The 17359-nt window shown below is 35.3% G+C and carries 19 protein-coding genes; 14 read left to right on the plus strand and 5 right to left on the minus strand.

Translation table 11 applies throughout. The features are described 5' to 3' along the window. Window positions 1–5 precede the first annotated feature (5 nt). From QWY99_RS01270 to QWY99_RS01330, 13 genes are all read left to right on the plus strand, one after another. Window positions 6–668 carry a DUF6046 domain-containing protein gene (locus tag QWY99_RS01270; RefSeq protein ID WP_290260048.1) on the plus strand — a complete coding sequence of 221 codons (663 nt, stop codon included), beginning with the start codon at window positions 6–8 and terminating at the stop codon, window positions 666–668. Window position 669: 1 nt separating this feature from the next. Then, window positions 670–1641, plus strand: coding sequence for a hypothetical protein (locus QWY99_RS01275; RefSeq protein ID WP_290260050.1), 972 nt, complete (start codon window positions 670–672; stop codon window positions 1639–1641). Continuing rightward, window positions 1642–2148, plus strand: coding sequence for a hypothetical protein (locus QWY99_RS01280; RefSeq protein WP_290260052.1), 507 nt, complete (start codon window positions 1642–1644; stop codon window positions 2146–2148). A 1-nt stretch (window position 2149) separates the two neighbouring features. Further along, complete coding sequence (locus QWY99_RS01285; RefSeq protein ID WP_290260054.1) at window positions 2150–2359, plus strand: hypothetical protein; 210 nt, start codon at window positions 2150–2152, stop codon at window positions 2357–2359. Between the two features lie 2 nt (window positions 2360–2361). After that, on the plus strand, window positions 2362–2703 hold the full coding sequence (locus QWY99_RS01290; RefSeq protein ID WP_290260055.1) for a hypothetical protein: 342 nt from the start codon (window positions 2362–2364) through the stop codon (window positions 2701–2703). 40 nt (window positions 2704–2743) lie between these two features. Then, window positions 2744–2983 carry a hypothetical protein gene (locus tag QWY99_RS01295; RefSeq protein WP_290260057.1) on the plus strand — a complete coding sequence of 80 codons (240 nt, stop codon included), beginning with the start codon at window positions 2744–2746 and terminating at the stop codon, window positions 2981–2983. Continuing rightward, entirely contained in the window at window positions 2980–3846 is an 867-nt protein-coding gene (locus QWY99_RS01300) for a nucleotidyltransferase (RefSeq protein WP_290260060.1), read from the plus strand. Before QWY99_RS01295 ends, QWY99_RS01300 begins: the two co-directional genes overlap by 4 nt. Beyond that, complete coding sequence (locus tag QWY99_RS01305) at window positions 3836–4321, plus strand: hypothetical protein (protein ID WP_290260062.1); 486 nt, start codon at window positions 3836–3838, stop codon at window positions 4319–4321. Before QWY99_RS01300 ends, QWY99_RS01305 begins: the two co-directional genes overlap by 11 nt. Further along, entirely contained in the window at window positions 4314–5099 is a 786-nt protein-coding gene (locus tag QWY99_RS01310) for a hypothetical protein (protein WP_290260064.1), read from the plus strand. The genes QWY99_RS01305 and QWY99_RS01310 overlap by 8 nt, the downstream gene beginning before the upstream one ends. Window positions 5100–5103: 4 nt before the next feature. Beyond that, entirely contained in the window at window positions 5104–5559 is a 456-nt protein-coding gene (locus tag QWY99_RS01315; RefSeq protein ID WP_290260067.1) for a hypothetical protein, read from the plus strand. 19 nt (window positions 5560–5578) lie between these two features. After that, entirely contained in the window at window positions 5579–8320 is a 2742-nt protein-coding gene (locus QWY99_RS01320; RefSeq protein WP_290260070.1) for a tail fiber domain-containing protein, read from the plus strand. A 35-nt stretch (window positions 8321–8355) separates the two neighbouring features. Next, a complete protein-coding gene (locus QWY99_RS01325; protein ID WP_290260072.1) occupies window positions 8356–8697 on the plus strand; it encodes a hypothetical protein in 342 nt (113 codons plus the stop codon). A gap of 183 nt (window positions 8698–8880) precedes the next feature. Next, on the plus strand, window positions 8881–9711 hold the full coding sequence (locus tag QWY99_RS01330; RefSeq protein ID WP_290260074.1) for a DNA adenine methylase: 831 nt from the start codon (window positions 8881–8883) through the stop codon (window positions 9709–9711). A gap of 247 nt (window positions 9712–9958) precedes the next feature. On the opposite strand, the gene QWY99_RS01335 is transcribed toward QWY99_RS01330, so the two are convergent. The 4 genes from QWY99_RS01335 to QWY99_RS01350 all read right to left on the minus strand — a co-directional run bounded on the left by QWY99_RS01335 (window position 9959) and on the right by QWY99_RS01350 (window position 14008). Next, window positions 9959–10387 carry an SRPBCC family protein gene (locus tag QWY99_RS01335; RefSeq protein WP_290260076.1) on the minus strand — a complete coding sequence of 143 codons (429 nt, stop codon included), beginning with the start codon at window positions 10385–10387 and terminating at the stop codon, window positions 9959–9961. A gap of 238 nt (window positions 10388–10625) precedes the next feature. After that, complete coding sequence (locus QWY99_RS01340) at window positions 10626–11240, minus strand: deoxynucleoside kinase (RefSeq protein ID WP_290260077.1); 615 nt, start codon at window positions 11238–11240, stop codon at window positions 10626–10628. Beyond that, window positions 11240–12043 carry a hypothetical protein gene (locus QWY99_RS01345; protein WP_290260079.1) on the minus strand — a complete coding sequence of 268 codons (804 nt, stop codon included), beginning with the start codon at window positions 12041–12043 and terminating at the stop codon, window positions 11240–11242. Before QWY99_RS01345 ends, QWY99_RS01340 begins: the two co-directional genes overlap by 1 nt. A gap of 201 nt (window positions 12044–12244) precedes the next feature. After that, window positions 12245–14008 carry a DUF4153 domain-containing protein gene (locus QWY99_RS01350; protein ID WP_290260081.1) on the minus strand — a complete coding sequence of 588 codons (1764 nt, stop codon included), beginning with the start codon at window positions 14006–14008 and terminating at the stop codon, window positions 12245–12247. A gap of 175 nt (window positions 14009–14183) precedes the next feature. On the opposite strand from QWY99_RS01350, the gene QWY99_RS01355 reads away from it, so the two are divergent. Next, window positions 14184–15650, plus strand: a complete 1467-nt coding sequence (locus tag QWY99_RS01355; protein WP_290260083.1) for a M28 family metallopeptidase — start codon at window positions 14184–14186, stop codon at window positions 15648–15650. Window positions 15651–15843: 193 nt separating this feature from the next. Here QWY99_RS01355 and metK read toward each other — a convergent pair whose 3' ends face one another. Continuing rightward, window positions 15844–17094: a methionine adenosyltransferase gene (gene metK / locus QWY99_RS01360; protein ID WP_290260085.1), complete on the minus strand. Its 1251-nt coding sequence runs from the start codon at window positions 17092–17094 to the stop codon at window positions 15844–15846. Window positions 17095–17359: the final 265 nt, after the last annotated feature.

Genomic DNA, 17359 nt, shown 5'->3' on the forward strand with positions numbered 1-17359 from the left:
AAAGAATGCTAACAAATAAAGACCTATTGTTTGCCAGTTTGATGGGTACCGCTAATATTAAAATGTATGAGCGGACACAATTAGTGCAAAACGAATTGAGCAAACATGTGTTGCCGCCGATTCCTTTTTTGCCTTTCCCGAAAGAAGACGGTATAACAGGACAAACGGCTAGTCCTGCTTTTTTGGTGAATCAGACTGATTTACCCATACCGGAAGATCAGCAGTTTTTTCCGTTGTCGTTTAGCCTGACTGAAAACGGGCAAAAATGGCTCTTTCCTTATGAACCAATGATAACCATTAGTTCCGGGAATACTGTTATTAAACGAAATGTGGCCAAACAAGGAAATACACTCATCGGTACTATTAAGGAACGTTGGAACCGAAAAGATTTTGACATTACGGTTACTGGTGTTTTGATGGGAGGTTTAATAAAAGGGAAAGTGGAGGATTGTTTCCCGAGGGAGCAAATGCAACGTCTTTTTGAATTTCTGAAGTACAACAAAGAGTTTTATATCTATTGTGCCCCATTGGAGATTTTAGGTATTACAAAAGTAGTGGTTGAAGATTACACTTTTCCCTTTACCAAAGGCGAAAATGTACAGGCTTATGATTTGAAAATAACGAGTGATGACTTTTATAATTTATTAGTCATCGAAGAAAATAAATAAAATGTTTGATATCAATTGGAGCATAAAGTTTAAAACGGCGGGTGTAACCTACAGACTGGAAACGGTTGTCGCCATTGATATTGACGAAAGTGTTGACAATTTAGTAGACACGGCCACCATCACATTGCCGGAGGCGGTTATGAATCAGGTTTTAAACATAGGTGACCGCATTGCCCGAGGTTCGGAAGTGACCATACAATTGGGTTATGATGACAATTTAAAAACCGAGTTTGTGGGCTACGTCCTAGATATTGTCACTAACGACAGTTCTTTGAAAATCCTTTGTGAGGATGCCTTGTTTTTGTTTCGAGTAGGTGTTAAAAATGCTGAAATGAAACCTACTACAATGGCAAAAATTGCTCAATCATTATTGGATCAAATTAACTCCAGTTATAAGTTGGTTTGTGATTATGACATTGCCTACGAAAAGTTTGTAGTCCATCAAGCTACTGGCTTTGATGTGTTGAAAAAACTAGCTGAAGAAACGAAAGCTAATATCTATTTCAATACCGAAAAAAAGGAGCTGCATATCCATCCGCCTTATTTAGAAAAAGGAGGCGAAGTTGTTTACGCTATGCAGGTAAATGTTGAGAAAAGTTCATTGGAATATAAAAAAGCAATTGACCGAAAGGTGGAGGTTGTTGTTGAGGCGACTAACCTAGCGGGAAAAGTAGAAAGCTATACTGCAGGAACAACCGGAGGTGATAAAGTTACCCTTAAAGTGGGTTCCGTGAATTTAGACAGTTTAAAAAAAATTGCTAATGCCGAATTATTACGCCGTAGCGCGGATATGTATGAGGGAAGTTTTGACGGTTGGTTAATTCCATTTGTGAAACCCTCTTATTCGGCAAAGATTAAAGATGAAGACTACCCGGACAAGGACGGAACCTATTATGTTGTAGGTGTTGTAACCTCAGTAAGTGAGTCGGGTTGTAAAAGGACAATTAAACCAGGAATAAAACTGAGCGTGTAAATGGATACAGCAGCAGAAATAAAAAAGGCATTGTTAGGGGCTTTAGGAGCTAATCCAAACTTACCCATTACGGCTACGGTTGTATCGATAGAAAATGACACTTGTACGGTGAAATTATTGAGTGAGTTGGTTCTTTCTGATGTACGATTGAAAGCCACTGTAACGGATGAAACCGATAGTTTTTTGATTGTTCCAAAAGTGGATAGTGAGGTTGTTTTGATGAGTCAGACAGGAGCTTTGAGCAGTTTGATGGTGATAAAAATAAATAGCGTAGAAAGCATTCGCTACAAGAAAGGCGAATTTGAATTTGTAGTTGATGGTACCACCGGTAAAGTGACTTTGAAAAAAGGGACTGCCAATTTTGGAGCTTTGGTTTCCGATCTGATAAAAGAAATAAGCAACGCTATTATTTTGACACCTGCAGGACCAGGTAAAATAGCTCCATCTACTAAAACGAAATTAACGGCATTAGATACCAAGTTTAAAACACTTTTAAATACTGATTAAAATGGGATTAAATAAGGGGGTATTAAAAGACGCAATCAAAGCAATACTTACTGATATGTTGACCAAAGAGGACAACTCTATCGAAGAATTTGCGACACGCTTAAGCGATGCTGTTGATGCCTTTGTAAAAACAGGAGCGGTTAGCGTGACCGTGACCACAACAGGAACGGCAACGAATCACACGGGAAGCGGAACCGGAACAATAAGTTAATTATGAAAGGCATAGGGATACAGGTAAATGACCATAACGATACAGGTGATATTTTGGATTTAAAAATTGAGCCAGTACGTGACAGCTCTAACAAAATTGTTAGTGGCTTGGTTGTAGGCTCTACGCTTGAGCAAAATATTTCTTTCATAATGATATTGCACCAGGGCGAATTAAAATCGAATCCTGATTTGGGAGTGGGGATTGAAGATATTGCATTGAGTGAAGACTATCTGGGTTTTCGACACAAGATAAGAGAGCATTTAAAAAAGGACGGATTGGTAGTAAGTCAATTGGATTTATTTGAGGGAAAACCTTTTAAAATAGTAGCCGAATATGGAAAGTAAAGTATATCAGGGACAAAGTTTTTTAGATAAAACGATAGAAATGACCGGCTCGATTGAGAATGTGTTTGCTCTTGCGCTGGAAAACAATATGTCTATCACAGACATTTTGACCATTGGCAGTACATTGACTTACTCGGGTAAAATAATCAAATCTATTGGCGCATTGTTTAATGATATGAATCGCTGTGCTACTCAAATAACAGCAGAGGATTACACTATTGTGATTCCAGATGAAGGAATAGGCGCTATGATAATTGAAGACACATTTATAATACGATGAGAACAAAAGCACTAATAAAACAGGATTTAACTACACCATTTATGGCCAATGAAACCATGGCAATAAAATATGGTTTCACTGCAGGTGATTTGTTCAGTGATACGTTTGCGATTGTGAGTTTTGAAAATTTTATTTTCGAAATCATTGCTACTGCTATTTTTATACACGAGCTATTTTTTGACCAACATAAAAAGGAGGTTGATGATACATTGGCGAATAAAAAACCGGGCACAAAACCATGGTACCGCACAATGGCCTTACAGTTTCAATATGGTTTTGATTTGGTCGCGGACAAAGATTATTACGATAATACCGGTTTTACAGGTGAGGTAATTGAGGCTTCTAAAATTGTTAAATATTCGGCAGTCAATGAAGCCACGGAAAGCAGCCGAGTGATTGTAAAAATTGCGGGGGAAATTTCGGGTAATCTAGCGCCAATTGCAGTACCGCAAAAGGAGGCTTTTGACGCTTATATGGAGGAAATAAGAATAGCCGGTGTACAACTTACGATTATTAATTATTTGCCCGACAGGTTGTATTTGACTATTCAGATTAAACGGGATGCCTTAGTATTGGCTGCAAATGGGATGAGCATTATTAATGCTAATTATCCGGTCAACGATGCTATTGCCGAATTCATGAAAGAATTACCATTTGACGGTGAGTTGCGATTGTCGGCCTTAGTAGATAAACTGCAAGTTGTTCCGGGTGTTTTGGATGCGACAATCGTGAGTGCATCAAGTTCCTGGATTAATCCACTAACAAACGGCTACGAATTGCCACAACCTATTTATATCGCCACGATTCCGATAAGCGGGTATTTTGAAGTACAAGGATTTGAAAATGTTAACTATGTGGTATAACATCAATTTTAAAATATTCTCGGTGCAAATGTTGCCTCCTATTCTGCGAAAGCAGATTTGGGCTCAATGGATGCAAATAGCGGTTACTCCAATATCTAAGTTATACGATGTGTGGTACAACTGGCGGATTGATAACATTTATAAGATTGAGCATACAGGGCAGGTTTGTTCGTTGCGGGGTTCTTTGAATGATAAGTTTGACCCGATTGAAAGGCGGATTTATATAGGTAACGGTCAGTTTTATGATACTACCTACATCTATTCGGAGGCGGAGGCTCAAGATGTTTGGCTGGAAACGGAAAGCGAAGAAAGAACCATTTGGTTACGAACGGAAGGCGAAACGGCTGATACAGGGCTCGACTTTATTGTTTTTGTGCCTGAACAAATTTATAACACTCAAATTCATGGCTTAAACGCTCATATCAAATTTTACAAAGCTGGCGGTTTTCGCTATAATATTTTCATAGATGAATAGAACTAATTTTAATCAAACGGGTGGTTTTCCTTTGAAAACGGAACGACTACAGGAGCTGCAAACGGCTTCGGAAATCTTTCAGTCTTTTGGAGCATTGGCGGGTAACTTGACGATTATATCGGGTTGCGAGCTCGTAGGTACCACCATAAAGAAAGGTGTGGTTTATATCGATGGTGAACCCCTAGAGTTTCGGGAGGCTGCGGTTACGGGAGGTTCTACCGTGATTATCATTGAAGAGGCCGTAAACAGGGCTTTTGAAAATGGTGCTATAAAACAAGTTCACACGATACGCTATGCCACTTTTGGGACGGCTGCCACATCATGGCCCTGGAGTGATTTTAAAAGACCATTCGAAACTAAATCGATCCCATCGGATTTACTTGCACAACTTGGAACTATAAGTGATAAGGAAGATAAAACAACTGTTGAGGCTTTAATCGAAAGAATAGAAGATCTGGAAACGGCGGCATTGACAATTCCTAAAATAAAAATCACAACTGGAACTGAAATTATAAGCTCAACAGCTGGCGGTTATAAGGAAGATGATTATACTAAAAATTATGTTTATGTATATCCTCCAGCAGGATACGGCATGGCTAATTTAGTCGGGTTTATGCCATCAATAGCGCAAATAGCCTTTTCGGGTGATGTTAATTTGGATGATACGCTATGGTGTAAATATAGGATTGAGTATAATAGAGTAACGGTTATTTGTAGCAATTCTGAAACAAGAGCCACTTCGAAGGTTAATTATATGGCGGTTTGGATTAAATATTAATTATATGGCAACATTAGCACAAATATACGACTGGTTTATGACCGGCAAGAAGCCAACACAAGCGCAATTTTGGGCTTCGTGGGGGAGTTTTTGGAACAAGGAAGAAGCAATCCCGCAAAGTGCGATTTCTAATCTCGCAAGCGCTTTAAACGCTAAGGCGGAAAAAGACCAATTTGATGGACATAAGACGGATGTAAATGCTCATGCTGATCTATTTGAGGAAAAACTAGATGTATCCGTATTCGAGGACTATAAGAACGATCCAAACGCTCACGCGGCCTTGTTTGCAAAAGCCAAAGTTTTCGCCATCGGGGAAATGCTTGTTTTTAAAACTGAGGGCAATGAGGATGATGCCACCCGGGAAATTGGCGATTTCTGTATGGGATTCGTAGAAAATCAATTCATAAGCGCGCCTTATTTGGGAGGTGATATCATGTTGTTATCCTCCTACGATATTTAATAATTTTAAATTAAAATAAATGAAAAAACTATTTATATTTCTATTCTTAACGGCATGTTTGGCCGTATCAGCGCAGGGGACTATTCCTGCTTATTCAACGGTTAAACTTACCAAAACTATGCTTGGTACACCCCTAGATAGTGCATTGGTTAAAGGTGCTAATGGCATTGTGAAGCATTTGCCTGTTTCCGAAATTAAAGGTACAACTAACCTAGATCAATTAGCTACTCCAACTGGAATAACTGTTTTTTCCAGTACGGGAAACGATGCCGTTCTGCCATTGGCTACAACGACCAATGCGGGTTTACAATCACCTGCAGATAAAACTAAACTTGATGGATTATCAAATTTTGATCCTACTACCATAAATAACACTCTAGCTACTAAAGTAGATAAAGTATCCGGAAAAGGATTATCTACAGAAGATTATACAACTGCCGAAAAAACAAAGCTTGCAGGCATAGCCACAGGAGCCACGGCAAACGATACTGATGCCAATTTAAAGAACCGTGCCAATCATACCGGTACACAAGCTATTTCGACTGTAATTGGGTTACAAGCGGCCATAGATGCTAAGTTAAATCTTTCGTTGGTCGGAGCAAACAATGGGGTGGCTCCGCTAGATGCTGGTGGAAAAGTGCCATTTGCTAATCTACCTGCTTCTTTGATGATTTATAAGTCAATGTGGGATGCTGCAGGCAACACTCCTACTTTGTCTGATGCGACTGGTGTGGTCGGATGGGTTTATAAAGTTAGTGTAGGTGGAACGATAAATCTTGGTTCTGGAAACATAACTTTTTTAGCTGCAGATTTCTTAATTCACAACGGGACCAAATGGGAAAGATCACCAGGAACTGATGCAGTTGTTTCTGTAAATGGTCAGCAAGGAATAGTTACTTTGACTACTTCAAATATTGCTGATTCTGCTAATAAAAGATACCAAACTGACTTACAGCAATCTGTCAACGATGCATCAAGTTCAATTCAAACTCAATTGAATGGGAAACAAGCGGTTTTAGGATTTACTCCGTATAACGCGACTAATCCAGCAGGATATATTTCATCATATACCGAAACTGACCCGACGGTTCCAGTTTACTCTAAATCATTAACTTCCTTTGATGTTATAGCGGCAAATGCTGATTCTCGTTATAAACTCACTTTTACAGAAAAAACAGCATTTAATAAAGACTTTGGCTCTACATCTGGAACGGTTGCTCAGGGAAATGACGGCAGAATATCAAACGGACAAACTGCATTTGGTTGGGGTAGTCATGCAGGATTATATCCCCTTTACAATGGTACAGGAGCAACAGGCACTTGGGGGATTAATATAAGTGGATTAGCAGCTAATTCTACTAAATGGAATGGGGAAAATTTCGGAGTACACACGTCAGAAGTTCCAATAAATCTTTTAGGATATAATGTAAGTACTGCCAGATGGGAGCCTAAAACATCAGCAGAGTCACGGTCTTTTTTAGGAATAAATGACGGAAGCACCTTAAATAATAATATTTCGGGTAATGCTGGGAGCGCTACTTATTGGGGGAATAGAACTGCTGATTTAGATGCTTTAGATAATGGTATAGATTATTTTGTTACTAGGACTTCAGGGTTTATAAAATTATCGTCTGTAGGAGGAGTTCAAGTTAGATTAGGTCTTGGTTCCAATGCCTACAGTTCTATTGCTTATTTGCCATTGACAGGGGGTGACATAACAAATAACTTAGGAGTAAATGCTGGTTATGGATTCGGGTTTACTTTATTAGATGGTTTTTCAATAACTAGGCAATCTGGTTTTACTCAATTTAATTATGGAGGTAATTCTAAAATGGAACTTTCTTCAACAGGAATAAATGTAAAAGGGAATATTGGTTCCGATGGTTATTTTTCGCTAAACACTAATATTGATAATGATTCAAGCGGTAATCCTTGGTATGGATTAGGCAAAAAAACTGACTCTTATGTAAACCTAAATGGATGGGCCGGTATTCGTTTAAAAACATATGGAGGCTCTGTTAGTATTAACCAAGATGGTTCTACCTCCTTTCCTGGTACTACAACAGCAACTTCTTTCGTCACAGCAGGAGGTACATCGTCTCAATTCGTGAAAGGGGATGGTTCTTTAACAAGTGCAGTAAACGGGACGACTGCTGCATTCACAGATAAAATTTCTAACACAGGAGGCGGAGTAAATTTTAAAGGTGCAAATGTATCGAGTAATACGATAGAAAATTTATTTGCACAAGCAGCGGTCAACATAGGAGATAATTCTAGGTTGCTGTTTGGAACATCTAATGCCGATGGTAGATTGATTCTTCAATCAACAGATATTACAGGGGCAGCTAGAACCCTTAACATTAATGCATTCGGAGGAGAGGTGAGTATCGGTACCGCAGGCGTAAACTCTCTTATGGTTCACGGTAATCTTAGGTATTCTGGGTCTTTGTCTCAAGTATCTGACGTGAGAGTAAAAAAGAATATAAGACCGCTTAACAACTCATTGGATAAAATCACCAAAATTAACTGCTATACCTATGACAGAACGGACGATAATAGTAAGGATCAGATGGGAGTTATCGCTCAAGAGTTAGAAAAAATATATCCTGAGTTGATTACTACTGGAAAGTATGGGGAAATAGAGGATTTTAAAACGGTCAATTATAGTGGATTAATACCGGCGCTTATTGAAGCTGTTAAAGAGCAACAAAAAACAATCGATAAATTAAATTTAAGACTTGAAATCTTAGAAGGTAAATAGTTTGTCAATACTATATAATTAATAAAAACAGAAATATGAATAAATTTTTAAACTTAATTCTAGGCACAACGGATGTGCCTACGTATATGGCGGGATTGGTTTTCGCATTAATAGGGCTGGCTTTTTATTATCATGGAAAAGTTAAGAAAAGGGACGAGTTTTCTAAAAACACGCCTTATGATTTTTCTTGGCGCTTTTTCACTCAGGACAACCTAGTGGATATTGTGTTTTCATTGTTGGCAATTTTCTTGGCTTTGCGGTTTTCCGTGGAGTATGCAGGCGTTCAAATCACGATGTTTTACTCTTTGGGTATTGGTTGGGGTTTGCCGAAATTCATAGCTTATATGTACACAGTGCAAGAAAAAGCAAGGGAATAGTTCCTAGGGAGGCAGGAAGTAAAAATAGTCCTCCAGCAATTTAAATACTTCTCACGGAATTTAAAATATAGCACAAAGCCACCCGCTGGAGGACATAAGTCTTCTTGTGGGTGGCTTTGTTATTTTAAAGATATTCCGTGAGAAGTGCAAATATAGAATAATCAATCATCAATCAAAAATCGAATGGAATTAAAAAAGAAAGTTTTTACAACGGCACCCTTGCCGTTTATGGGTCAAAAAAGGAAGTTTTTAAAGCAGTTTAAGCCGGCATTGCAAGGGTATTCGCCAACAGCTACTTATGTAGATTTATTTGGCGGAAGTGGGTTGCTGAGTCATACCGTTAAAGCGCAATATCCAAATGCAAGAGTAGTCTATAATGATTTTGATAATTATCGAGAGCGTTTATTGAATATTGCAAAAACGAACGCTTTAATCGGCGATATTCGTCAAATGCTTATAGATGTGCCGAAAGATAAAAAAGTACCGGAAAACATCAAAAAAAGGATATTGGCGCGGGTTGCTCAGGAGGAAAGCCAAACGGGTTATGTGGATTATATAACCTTATCGAGTTCGATATTGTTTAGCATGAAGTATGTATTGAGCTTGGAACAACTGGAAAAAGAAACCTTTTACAATTGCGTACGCCAGTCGGGTTATGATGCTACAGGCTATTTAGAGGGTTTAGAGGTCGTAAGCCAGTGTTACAAGGAATTGTTTAAAGAGTATAAGGATTTGCCTAATGTGGTTTTTTTGGTTGATCCGCCTTATTTGTCAACCGAAGCGGGAACGTACAAGAGTTATTGGAAGCTAAAGGATTATTTGGATGTTCTACAAGTACTGGATGGTACGAAGTATTTTTATTTCACTTCAAACAAGTCGTCAATAATTGAGCTTTGCGAGTGGATTGAGACCAAAACGCCTATGAGCAATCCGTTTACGGGTTCTACAACGGCCACAATGAACGCAACGGTGAATTATAGCTCAAGCTATACGGATATAATGTTGTATAAATAGTTTTTAAATGTTGATTAAATAGTAATTAAAAAGCCGGTACGTTGTGTGCCGGCTTTTGTGGTTTTTTGGGTTGAAAATGTACATTTTAATTTATATTTGTGTACAATTTAATTTTGCGATTATAGAAATAAAACAATTTTTCCATTTTTTTTAGACTTTAAGAACGTTTAGAAACTAAAAATGCCTCTAATTTTAGGGGCATTTTTTTATATTCTTTTTAATTGAATGCTTAATTTGAAAGTAGATTTTAGAATTTTCTTTTTTGATAAGGCGTTCCTTCACCATCTTCACAATACCCCTTGAGACTTAATAAGAACATGGCCCAATTGTAATTGCACCATTGGTAAAATTCAGTTAGTTCGTGCCAATCGAAATGTTTAAGAATAACAGATGTTATTCCGTTTTTTTCGGTTAAGTCAAATGAAATACTTGTTCCTATCCACTCCGGATCAGAGGCTATGCATTTCCATAAGATTCTTTTGTTATGTGACAATTCTATTACTTTCATTTTTGTAGTTTCTTCATCTCCGAAGCCAAACTCATTGATAAAACCCAATTCAGGTTTAACGATTAACTCCTCAGTCCAAACTGCACCAAGACCTATCTGTGTTGTTAATGCGCTGTAAACAGTTGTGATAGGCGCTTTAATGTAGTTTATATGTTCGATTTTTTCCATTTGAAAGCAGGTTGCGTTTTACAAATATAAAGTTAGTTTTTGATACTCCAACTAAAGAAAAATATTTTTAATGTGTTTATTCATAATGTGTTAAGTTGTAAATAGGTCTTGAAAAAGAATTTGTCTTTTAGATTAATTAGGTCTGTTTAGAAAATAGAGGATATTAAAAACAAAAAAAAACAGTAGTAAAAAAGTTTTTACTACTGTTTCAGCTATTATAATTGCTATAAGAGGTTAACTAAAATAAACCGTTTAATTCGGCATCAATTCTATTGATAATATCTCCTAAATCTTCTGGGTTATCCACAAAGTTAATATTGTCAACATCAATTATTAAAAGTTTTCCTTTAGTGTAAGTTTGTACCCAAGCTTCGTAACGTTCATTTAATCTGCTTAAGTAATCAATTGAAATGGTGTTTTCATATTCTCGGCCACGTTTGTGAATTTGTCCAACTAAATTAGGGATAGAACTTCTTAAGTAAATTAATAAATCAGGTGGTTTTACTAAAGTTTCCATTAGTTCAAATAAAGAAGTGTAATTCTGAAAATCACGACTTGTCATTAATCCCATTGAATATAAGTTGGGAGCAAAAATATAAGCATCTTCGTAGATAGTTCTGTCCTGAATAATTTTTTTACCGCTTTCACGAATTTGTTGTACTTGGCGAAATCTACTGTTTAAGAAATAAATTTGCAAATTAAATGACCAACGTTCCATTTGATGGTAAAAATCGTCCAAATATGGATTATCAACAACATCTTCATAATGAGGTTCCCATTTGAAATGTTTGGCGAGTAATTTGGTCAAAGTTGTTTTTCCTGCGCCTATGTTTCCTGCTATTGCTATGTGCATTACGGTATTATGATTTTATAATTTGTAATTCCTCCAAATGTAAAAATAGATAAAATTTGGTCTTTGTAATAGAAATTCCCAAACGTTTTTTCTGAAATTTCAATTTGTAATATATTCTCTAATTCGGGCTTGCTACTGTCTTTAAAAAACAACAAATTATCCTTCTTAAAAATATATTGTTTGTCGTTAAGTATAGTTAAATCATCGAAATCTGGTATTTTCCCAAGAGCAACTACTTTTCCAAAGATGTCACAGGAAAACCAATTGTTTTTTTCATCAATCCAATAAAAGAGATTAAAGTTTGTTTGGTAGTATTTTATGTTACCTGAAAGAGGTATTGAAACAGATTTGTACTCGTCTTTTAAATAATTATAAAGGCCTATTTGTTGATTTAATGTGTTGTAAACCCAGAGTTGGTTTTGTGAAGCAATCCCAATTCCCGAAGCAAGAATTGGAGTTGTGTTTTTTGAAAAATTAATCCTGTTTGTTTCGTTAAACTGATTGTCAAGTAAAATAGCAGTATTGAAATCTTCATAGAATAATACAACCTTAAGCGGGTTCTCTATATCAACTTTCGAGATTTTTCCTAAAGAGATGTTTTTATATTCGTAAGCATCTTTACCGTTAGTCTTTACAAAAAGATTGTTTTTTATTAAATAGGCAAAACCAAAAGAATCCATTCCGATAAATTGATCAGCATCAAAGGTTATATTCTTTATTGCTACAATTTGGATTTTCTTATCTTGGGAAAAAGCTACAGAAAAAGAGCTAATAAGAATAAGAAATATCAAGTTTTTGTACATTATCGTTTTAGTTTTAGTAACTCAAATTTTGAACAGACCAAATTACAAAAAAAACTCAATTGTATTTTGATTTGTTTGTTGAACTAATTCTAGAACGCATTTTTTATAGTTATCTTGTGCATAACGGTAGTATTCTATCAATTATAGACATTCGTTTCTGTAGAGTTGCAAAGCCTCTTTAAATGTTGCTATTAAAGGGTTTTAGTTTTTGATTTTTATAGTTACTCTAATTTGATAATTATTTAGGGTTAGTTTTTTCTCTTTTCTGCTACCGCTCGCATTTAGGTAATTTATAAGAATAGAATATTTAGGAGATTCTATTCTCTGGGAAATAGTATTGTTAACTCTGTTTTTGAAAAGCAGATAATTTGTATTTATAAAATCTGATATTCTTAGCGGAATACTATCTTGATTTATCATCAAATCCAAACCATAATTTTTTTCAATGGACAATATTGAATAATTGACATTGTTTATTTTGATACAATCAGTACAAGTCAAATCAAGTCCTTGGTAGTATACAAAAGTGATATCATACCCGTGAATGTTCTGAATTTCATTTGTACTGTAATTGTAGTAAAAATTATCACTTGTTTCTTTTTTAGAATCATATGGTGAGCGATATTGTAATCCTAAAGCTTCCATAATTGAGAACGAGCTCGGGTTTGTCTGACTCTTGATCAGAATGTCGAGCTTGTTATTTGTAACAGGCAGAAGTATTTTAGCATCATGGTTTTTCTTTACAAAATCGACAATACTGCTGAGGTCTTTTTCTTCTTCAAAAGTTAGTTTTTCTTTTTGAGATCTTTCTACATACTCTTCAAATCTTGATAATTGACTGTTTTTAGAAACTGCATTAGCACTTTGTGGACCAACTAAAGAAAATAACCCACCCAAACACAAACAAATAGGGATGAATTTAATCTTAGGATATTTTTGAATTAAAAAATAGCCAACTATAATACTTAGCAAAATGGCTAATAATAGTACATAGTAGCGATCGTGTGTAAAACCATAAAGATTGATTCGGTACAAAATAGCCCAAAATAGCAATCCTAATAAAGGAATTAATAGATAGTAAAACCAACGGTTAAAAGTTCGTATCCAAAGATTTTCTGTTTCTTTTGCAATTGGTAAAACCAATAAAAAAGACAGGATTCCAAAGAGAGCAAATATCAAAACAAGGTACGAAACCCATCCAACAGGTAATGAAAGTGTCGCGAGAATTTTGGCTTCATAGCAAATTAAAATGACCAAATAGACACTTATTAAAGGCAATAAAATAAATTGAGTAAAGGTTTTAAGTCCTTTAGGATAGTTTAGTGTAAGAGGCACTTCTTTGTTATTGGTTTCAGGAATGCCAGACAAGAAGAAAATAGTATTGAAAATACCAACAATAATAAAAAACAAGTACAAGTAAATGTTTCGGTTAAATTCTACATTAAATAAATTATCTACAGCTAAGATTGCTAATGCCAAGCCAGAATAAAGTACGATACTATAAAGTCCAGCAGTGAGAATACGCAAGAATAGCTGTTTGTTAAATTCCCAAAATTCATCTTGATCATATCTCTTTGGAATAAAACCAGCAAACGAAACTAATAAGTGCAAAGCTATATTAAGTACGATAAATTGCTGAATTTCGAGATTTGTGATGTATTGATGAAAACTAAATATAAAGGCTACAATCAGGCTTCCAAGTACTAAACTAGTTAAGAAACGTAGAATGTTATTCTTTTTTGAGGCTAAGAAAAATAAACTTACAGATAGAAATAAAACGAAGCACAAAGAACAACTCATTAATGCTTTTTGGTAAAGTTCCCTGTTAGGGTCATTGTAAGATTTCTCATTAAGAATTATGGACAAAATAGTTCCTATAACAGCAGTTATGGTTTCTAGTGGGAATCTAGTTATAGTTTTTAGTATAGCTTGAGCTATATTTTGTAACGAAGGAAACTTGCTCATCTTTTATCAGTTATTATGCACAAAGAAAAGCAAGCTGTAAGAGATTAGCAAATAAAATAAATAGGATTAAAAGAGAAGTTTGTACGTTATAAGTTTTACTTTTTTATAACTGTTTTAAATCATAACACCGCTTTTTTTATTAAATTGCTGAGTTTGAATTATAAAATTATAATGTATGAAAAAATTAATTACCCTTGTTTTGATTACTTGTGGAGGAGTTGCTTTTTCGCAAGCAATTAAAAAGCCATTAGTTTCAGCAATAACAGATAAAGATCTTAGAACAGATATGTACCAGATGGCTGGTGATCATTTTAATGGTCGTGAAGCAGGAACTCTGGATGAATTAAAAGTATCGATGTGGCTTGCAAATAAAGCTAAAGAAGCAGGAATGGAGCCATTAGGAGATGATGGAACTTATTTCCAGTTTTTTGATTTGTATAGACATCAGGTTACTCCGAATACAAAATTTAAAATAGGGAATAAAGAATATAAATTATGGAAAGATGTTCTCGTAGCAGAAACTACAAATAGTAAAGTAGATGCATCATTATTGTACTTAGGAGCTGCAACAAAAGAAGAAATTGAAAAAGCAAATATAAAAGGAAAGGCAATTGTGTTATTAGCTTCGAAAGAAGGAATCGCTGATGATATTTCTCTTTTTGACAGACGCTATCCAGGTTTAGTAAGGAATAAATATTATGATCTTGTAGTAAAAAAAGGAGCTGTAGCACTTATTATAGTTGCAGATGATTTAGCAGAAGAAAGCTGGTCGCAGGTAGAGCCACAAATGACAAGAGGTGTATATGGAATTGATGGTTTTCGTGATAAAATAGGAGGAACAATGCCTGTGTTTTGGGTACATTATGACCAATTAGAATATCTAAAAAATACAAAGGATAAATTGTCTACAGAAGTATTTTCTGAGACGTATAAATATCCATCTGTAAATGTTATTGGAAAAGTAGTAGGAACAGATCCTAAATTAAAAAATGAATATGTTCTTTTTAGTGGTCATCAGGATCATGATGGAGTAAGACAAAAATATGGTCAAGATTCTATTTACAATGGAGCAGATGATAATGCTAGTACTTGTGTAGCAATGTTAGCGATTGCAAGAGCTTATAAAAAGCAACCAGGAAAAAGAACTGCTTTATTCGTATTTCATGGTTCAGAAGAAAGAGGGTTGTTAGGTTCAAGATGGTATGCGTCACATCCAACAGTTCCAGAAAAGGATATTGTTGCCGTATTAAACGGAGACATGATTGGTAGAAATAATGTAAATCAAGCGGCACTTTTAGGGTCTAGTTCACCTCATGAAAACTCATCTGATTTAGTTAGTATTGCTAAAAGAGCAAATGATGAAGGACCTAAATTTGAATTGGATAAATTATGGGATAGACCAGAACATCCAGAGTATTTTTACTTTCGTTCAGACCATTTACCTTACGCTCGTAAAGGAATACCAGCAGTATTTTTCACAAGTGTATTGCATAGTGAATATCACACTCCAATGGATGAATCTGAAAAGATTGATTACGTAAAATTGCGAAAAATGACTGAATGGATGTACCGCACAGGTTGGATTTTGTCAAATGATCCAGTTCGTCCAAAAACATTACCTAATGTACAATTAGAACGATAAAAATAATCCATTAAATTCTGCGTCTTATTCAACGCTGGTAAAAGGGATTTTAAAAATAAAACCCCGATTTCTAAAAATTAGAAATCGGGGTTTTTTATGTCTAAGAATAATAAATAGTTATCAAAAAATCGAACAATCTAAAATTCTAATAATCTAAGTTAGTCTAACATCTAAGTTAGTCTAATAGTCTAAATTACAAACCAAATGCAGTTTTTACTTGGTCAACAAAATCAAGTTTTTCCCATGTAAATAACTCAACAGTAACAGTTTTTTCGTTTCCTCCTGGAGCAGAGAAAGTTTTAGTAACAGTTTCTGGTTTACGTCCCATGTGTCCGTAAGCAGCAGTTTCGCTATAAATAGGATTTCTTAATTTTAAACGTTGCTCAATAAAGTAAGGACGCATATCAAAAATAGCTTCTACTTTTTTAGCAATCTCACCATTGGTTAAGTTTACTTTAGAAGTTCCGTAAGTATCAATAAAAATACCCATTGGTTTTGCAACTCCAATTGCATAAGAAACTTGAACCAAGATTTCATCAGCAATACCTGCAGCTACTAAGTTTTTAGCAATATGACGTGTAGCATAAGCAGCACTTCTATCTACTTTACTCGGATCTTTTCCAGAGAAAGCACCACCACCGTGAGCTCCTTTACCACCGTAAGTATCTACAATGATTTTTCTTCCTGTTAATCCAGTATCACCATGAGGTCCTCCAATTACGAATTTTCCAGTTGGGTTAATATGATATTGAATTTTATCGTTGAATAAATGAGCATGAGTTGGATTTTTAGTGATAATTCTTGGAATAAGAATTTCGATAATATCTTTCTTGATTTTAGCAAGCATTGCAGCTTCTTCATCAAAATCATCATGTTGAGTAGAGATTACAATAGCATCAATACGAGTTGGCTTATTGTCATCGCTGTATTCTAATGTTACTTGAGATTTAGCATCAGGACGTAAATAATTGATCTCATTGTTCTCACGTCTTAAAATTGCTAATTCTTGTAATAATTTATGAGATAAATCAAGTGCCAAAGGCATATAATTTTCAGTTTCATTAGTTGCATAACCAAACATCATTCCTTGGTCACCAGCTCCTTGTTCTTCAGGATTTGCTCTGTCAACACCTTGATTGATATCAGCAGATTGTTCGTGAATAGCAGATAAGATACCACAAGAGTTTGCTTCAAACATATACTCGCTTTTTGTGTAACCAATTTTTCGGATTACATCACGAGCGATTTGCTGTACATCTAAATAAGTATTTGATTTTACTTCACCGGCCAATATTACTTGTCCAGTTGTTACTAAAGTTTCACAAGCTACTTTAGAATCAGCATCAAATGCCAAAAAATTATCAATTAATGCATCCGAGATTTGATCCGCAACTTTGTCCGGGTGTCCTTCGCTAACAGATTCTGACGTAAATAAATAAGCCATAATATTTATTAAATTAAAATTAAGCGAGAAAAAATAATTGCTGGAAATGCTAAAGGAGGATTCCTGCTTTAGCATTTTTTAATACTGAAATGAAAATCTTTCAGCATCCATAATGAATGTTTTCATTATGAAGAGGTTGCAATCAGTTCAAATTTTTCCTCTGTATTCGGGTGCAAAGGTATAAAACGATTTTGAATTGCAAATTAATCTTTTGTTTTTTTAATTTAATAATGAGAAATTTAACATATTCTACTTACTCTATAGG

The sequence above is a fragment of the Flavobacterium branchiarum genome (assembly GCF_030409845.1).
GTDB lineage: Bacteria > Bacteroidota > Bacteroidia > Flavobacteriales > Flavobacteriaceae > Flavobacterium > Flavobacterium branchiarum.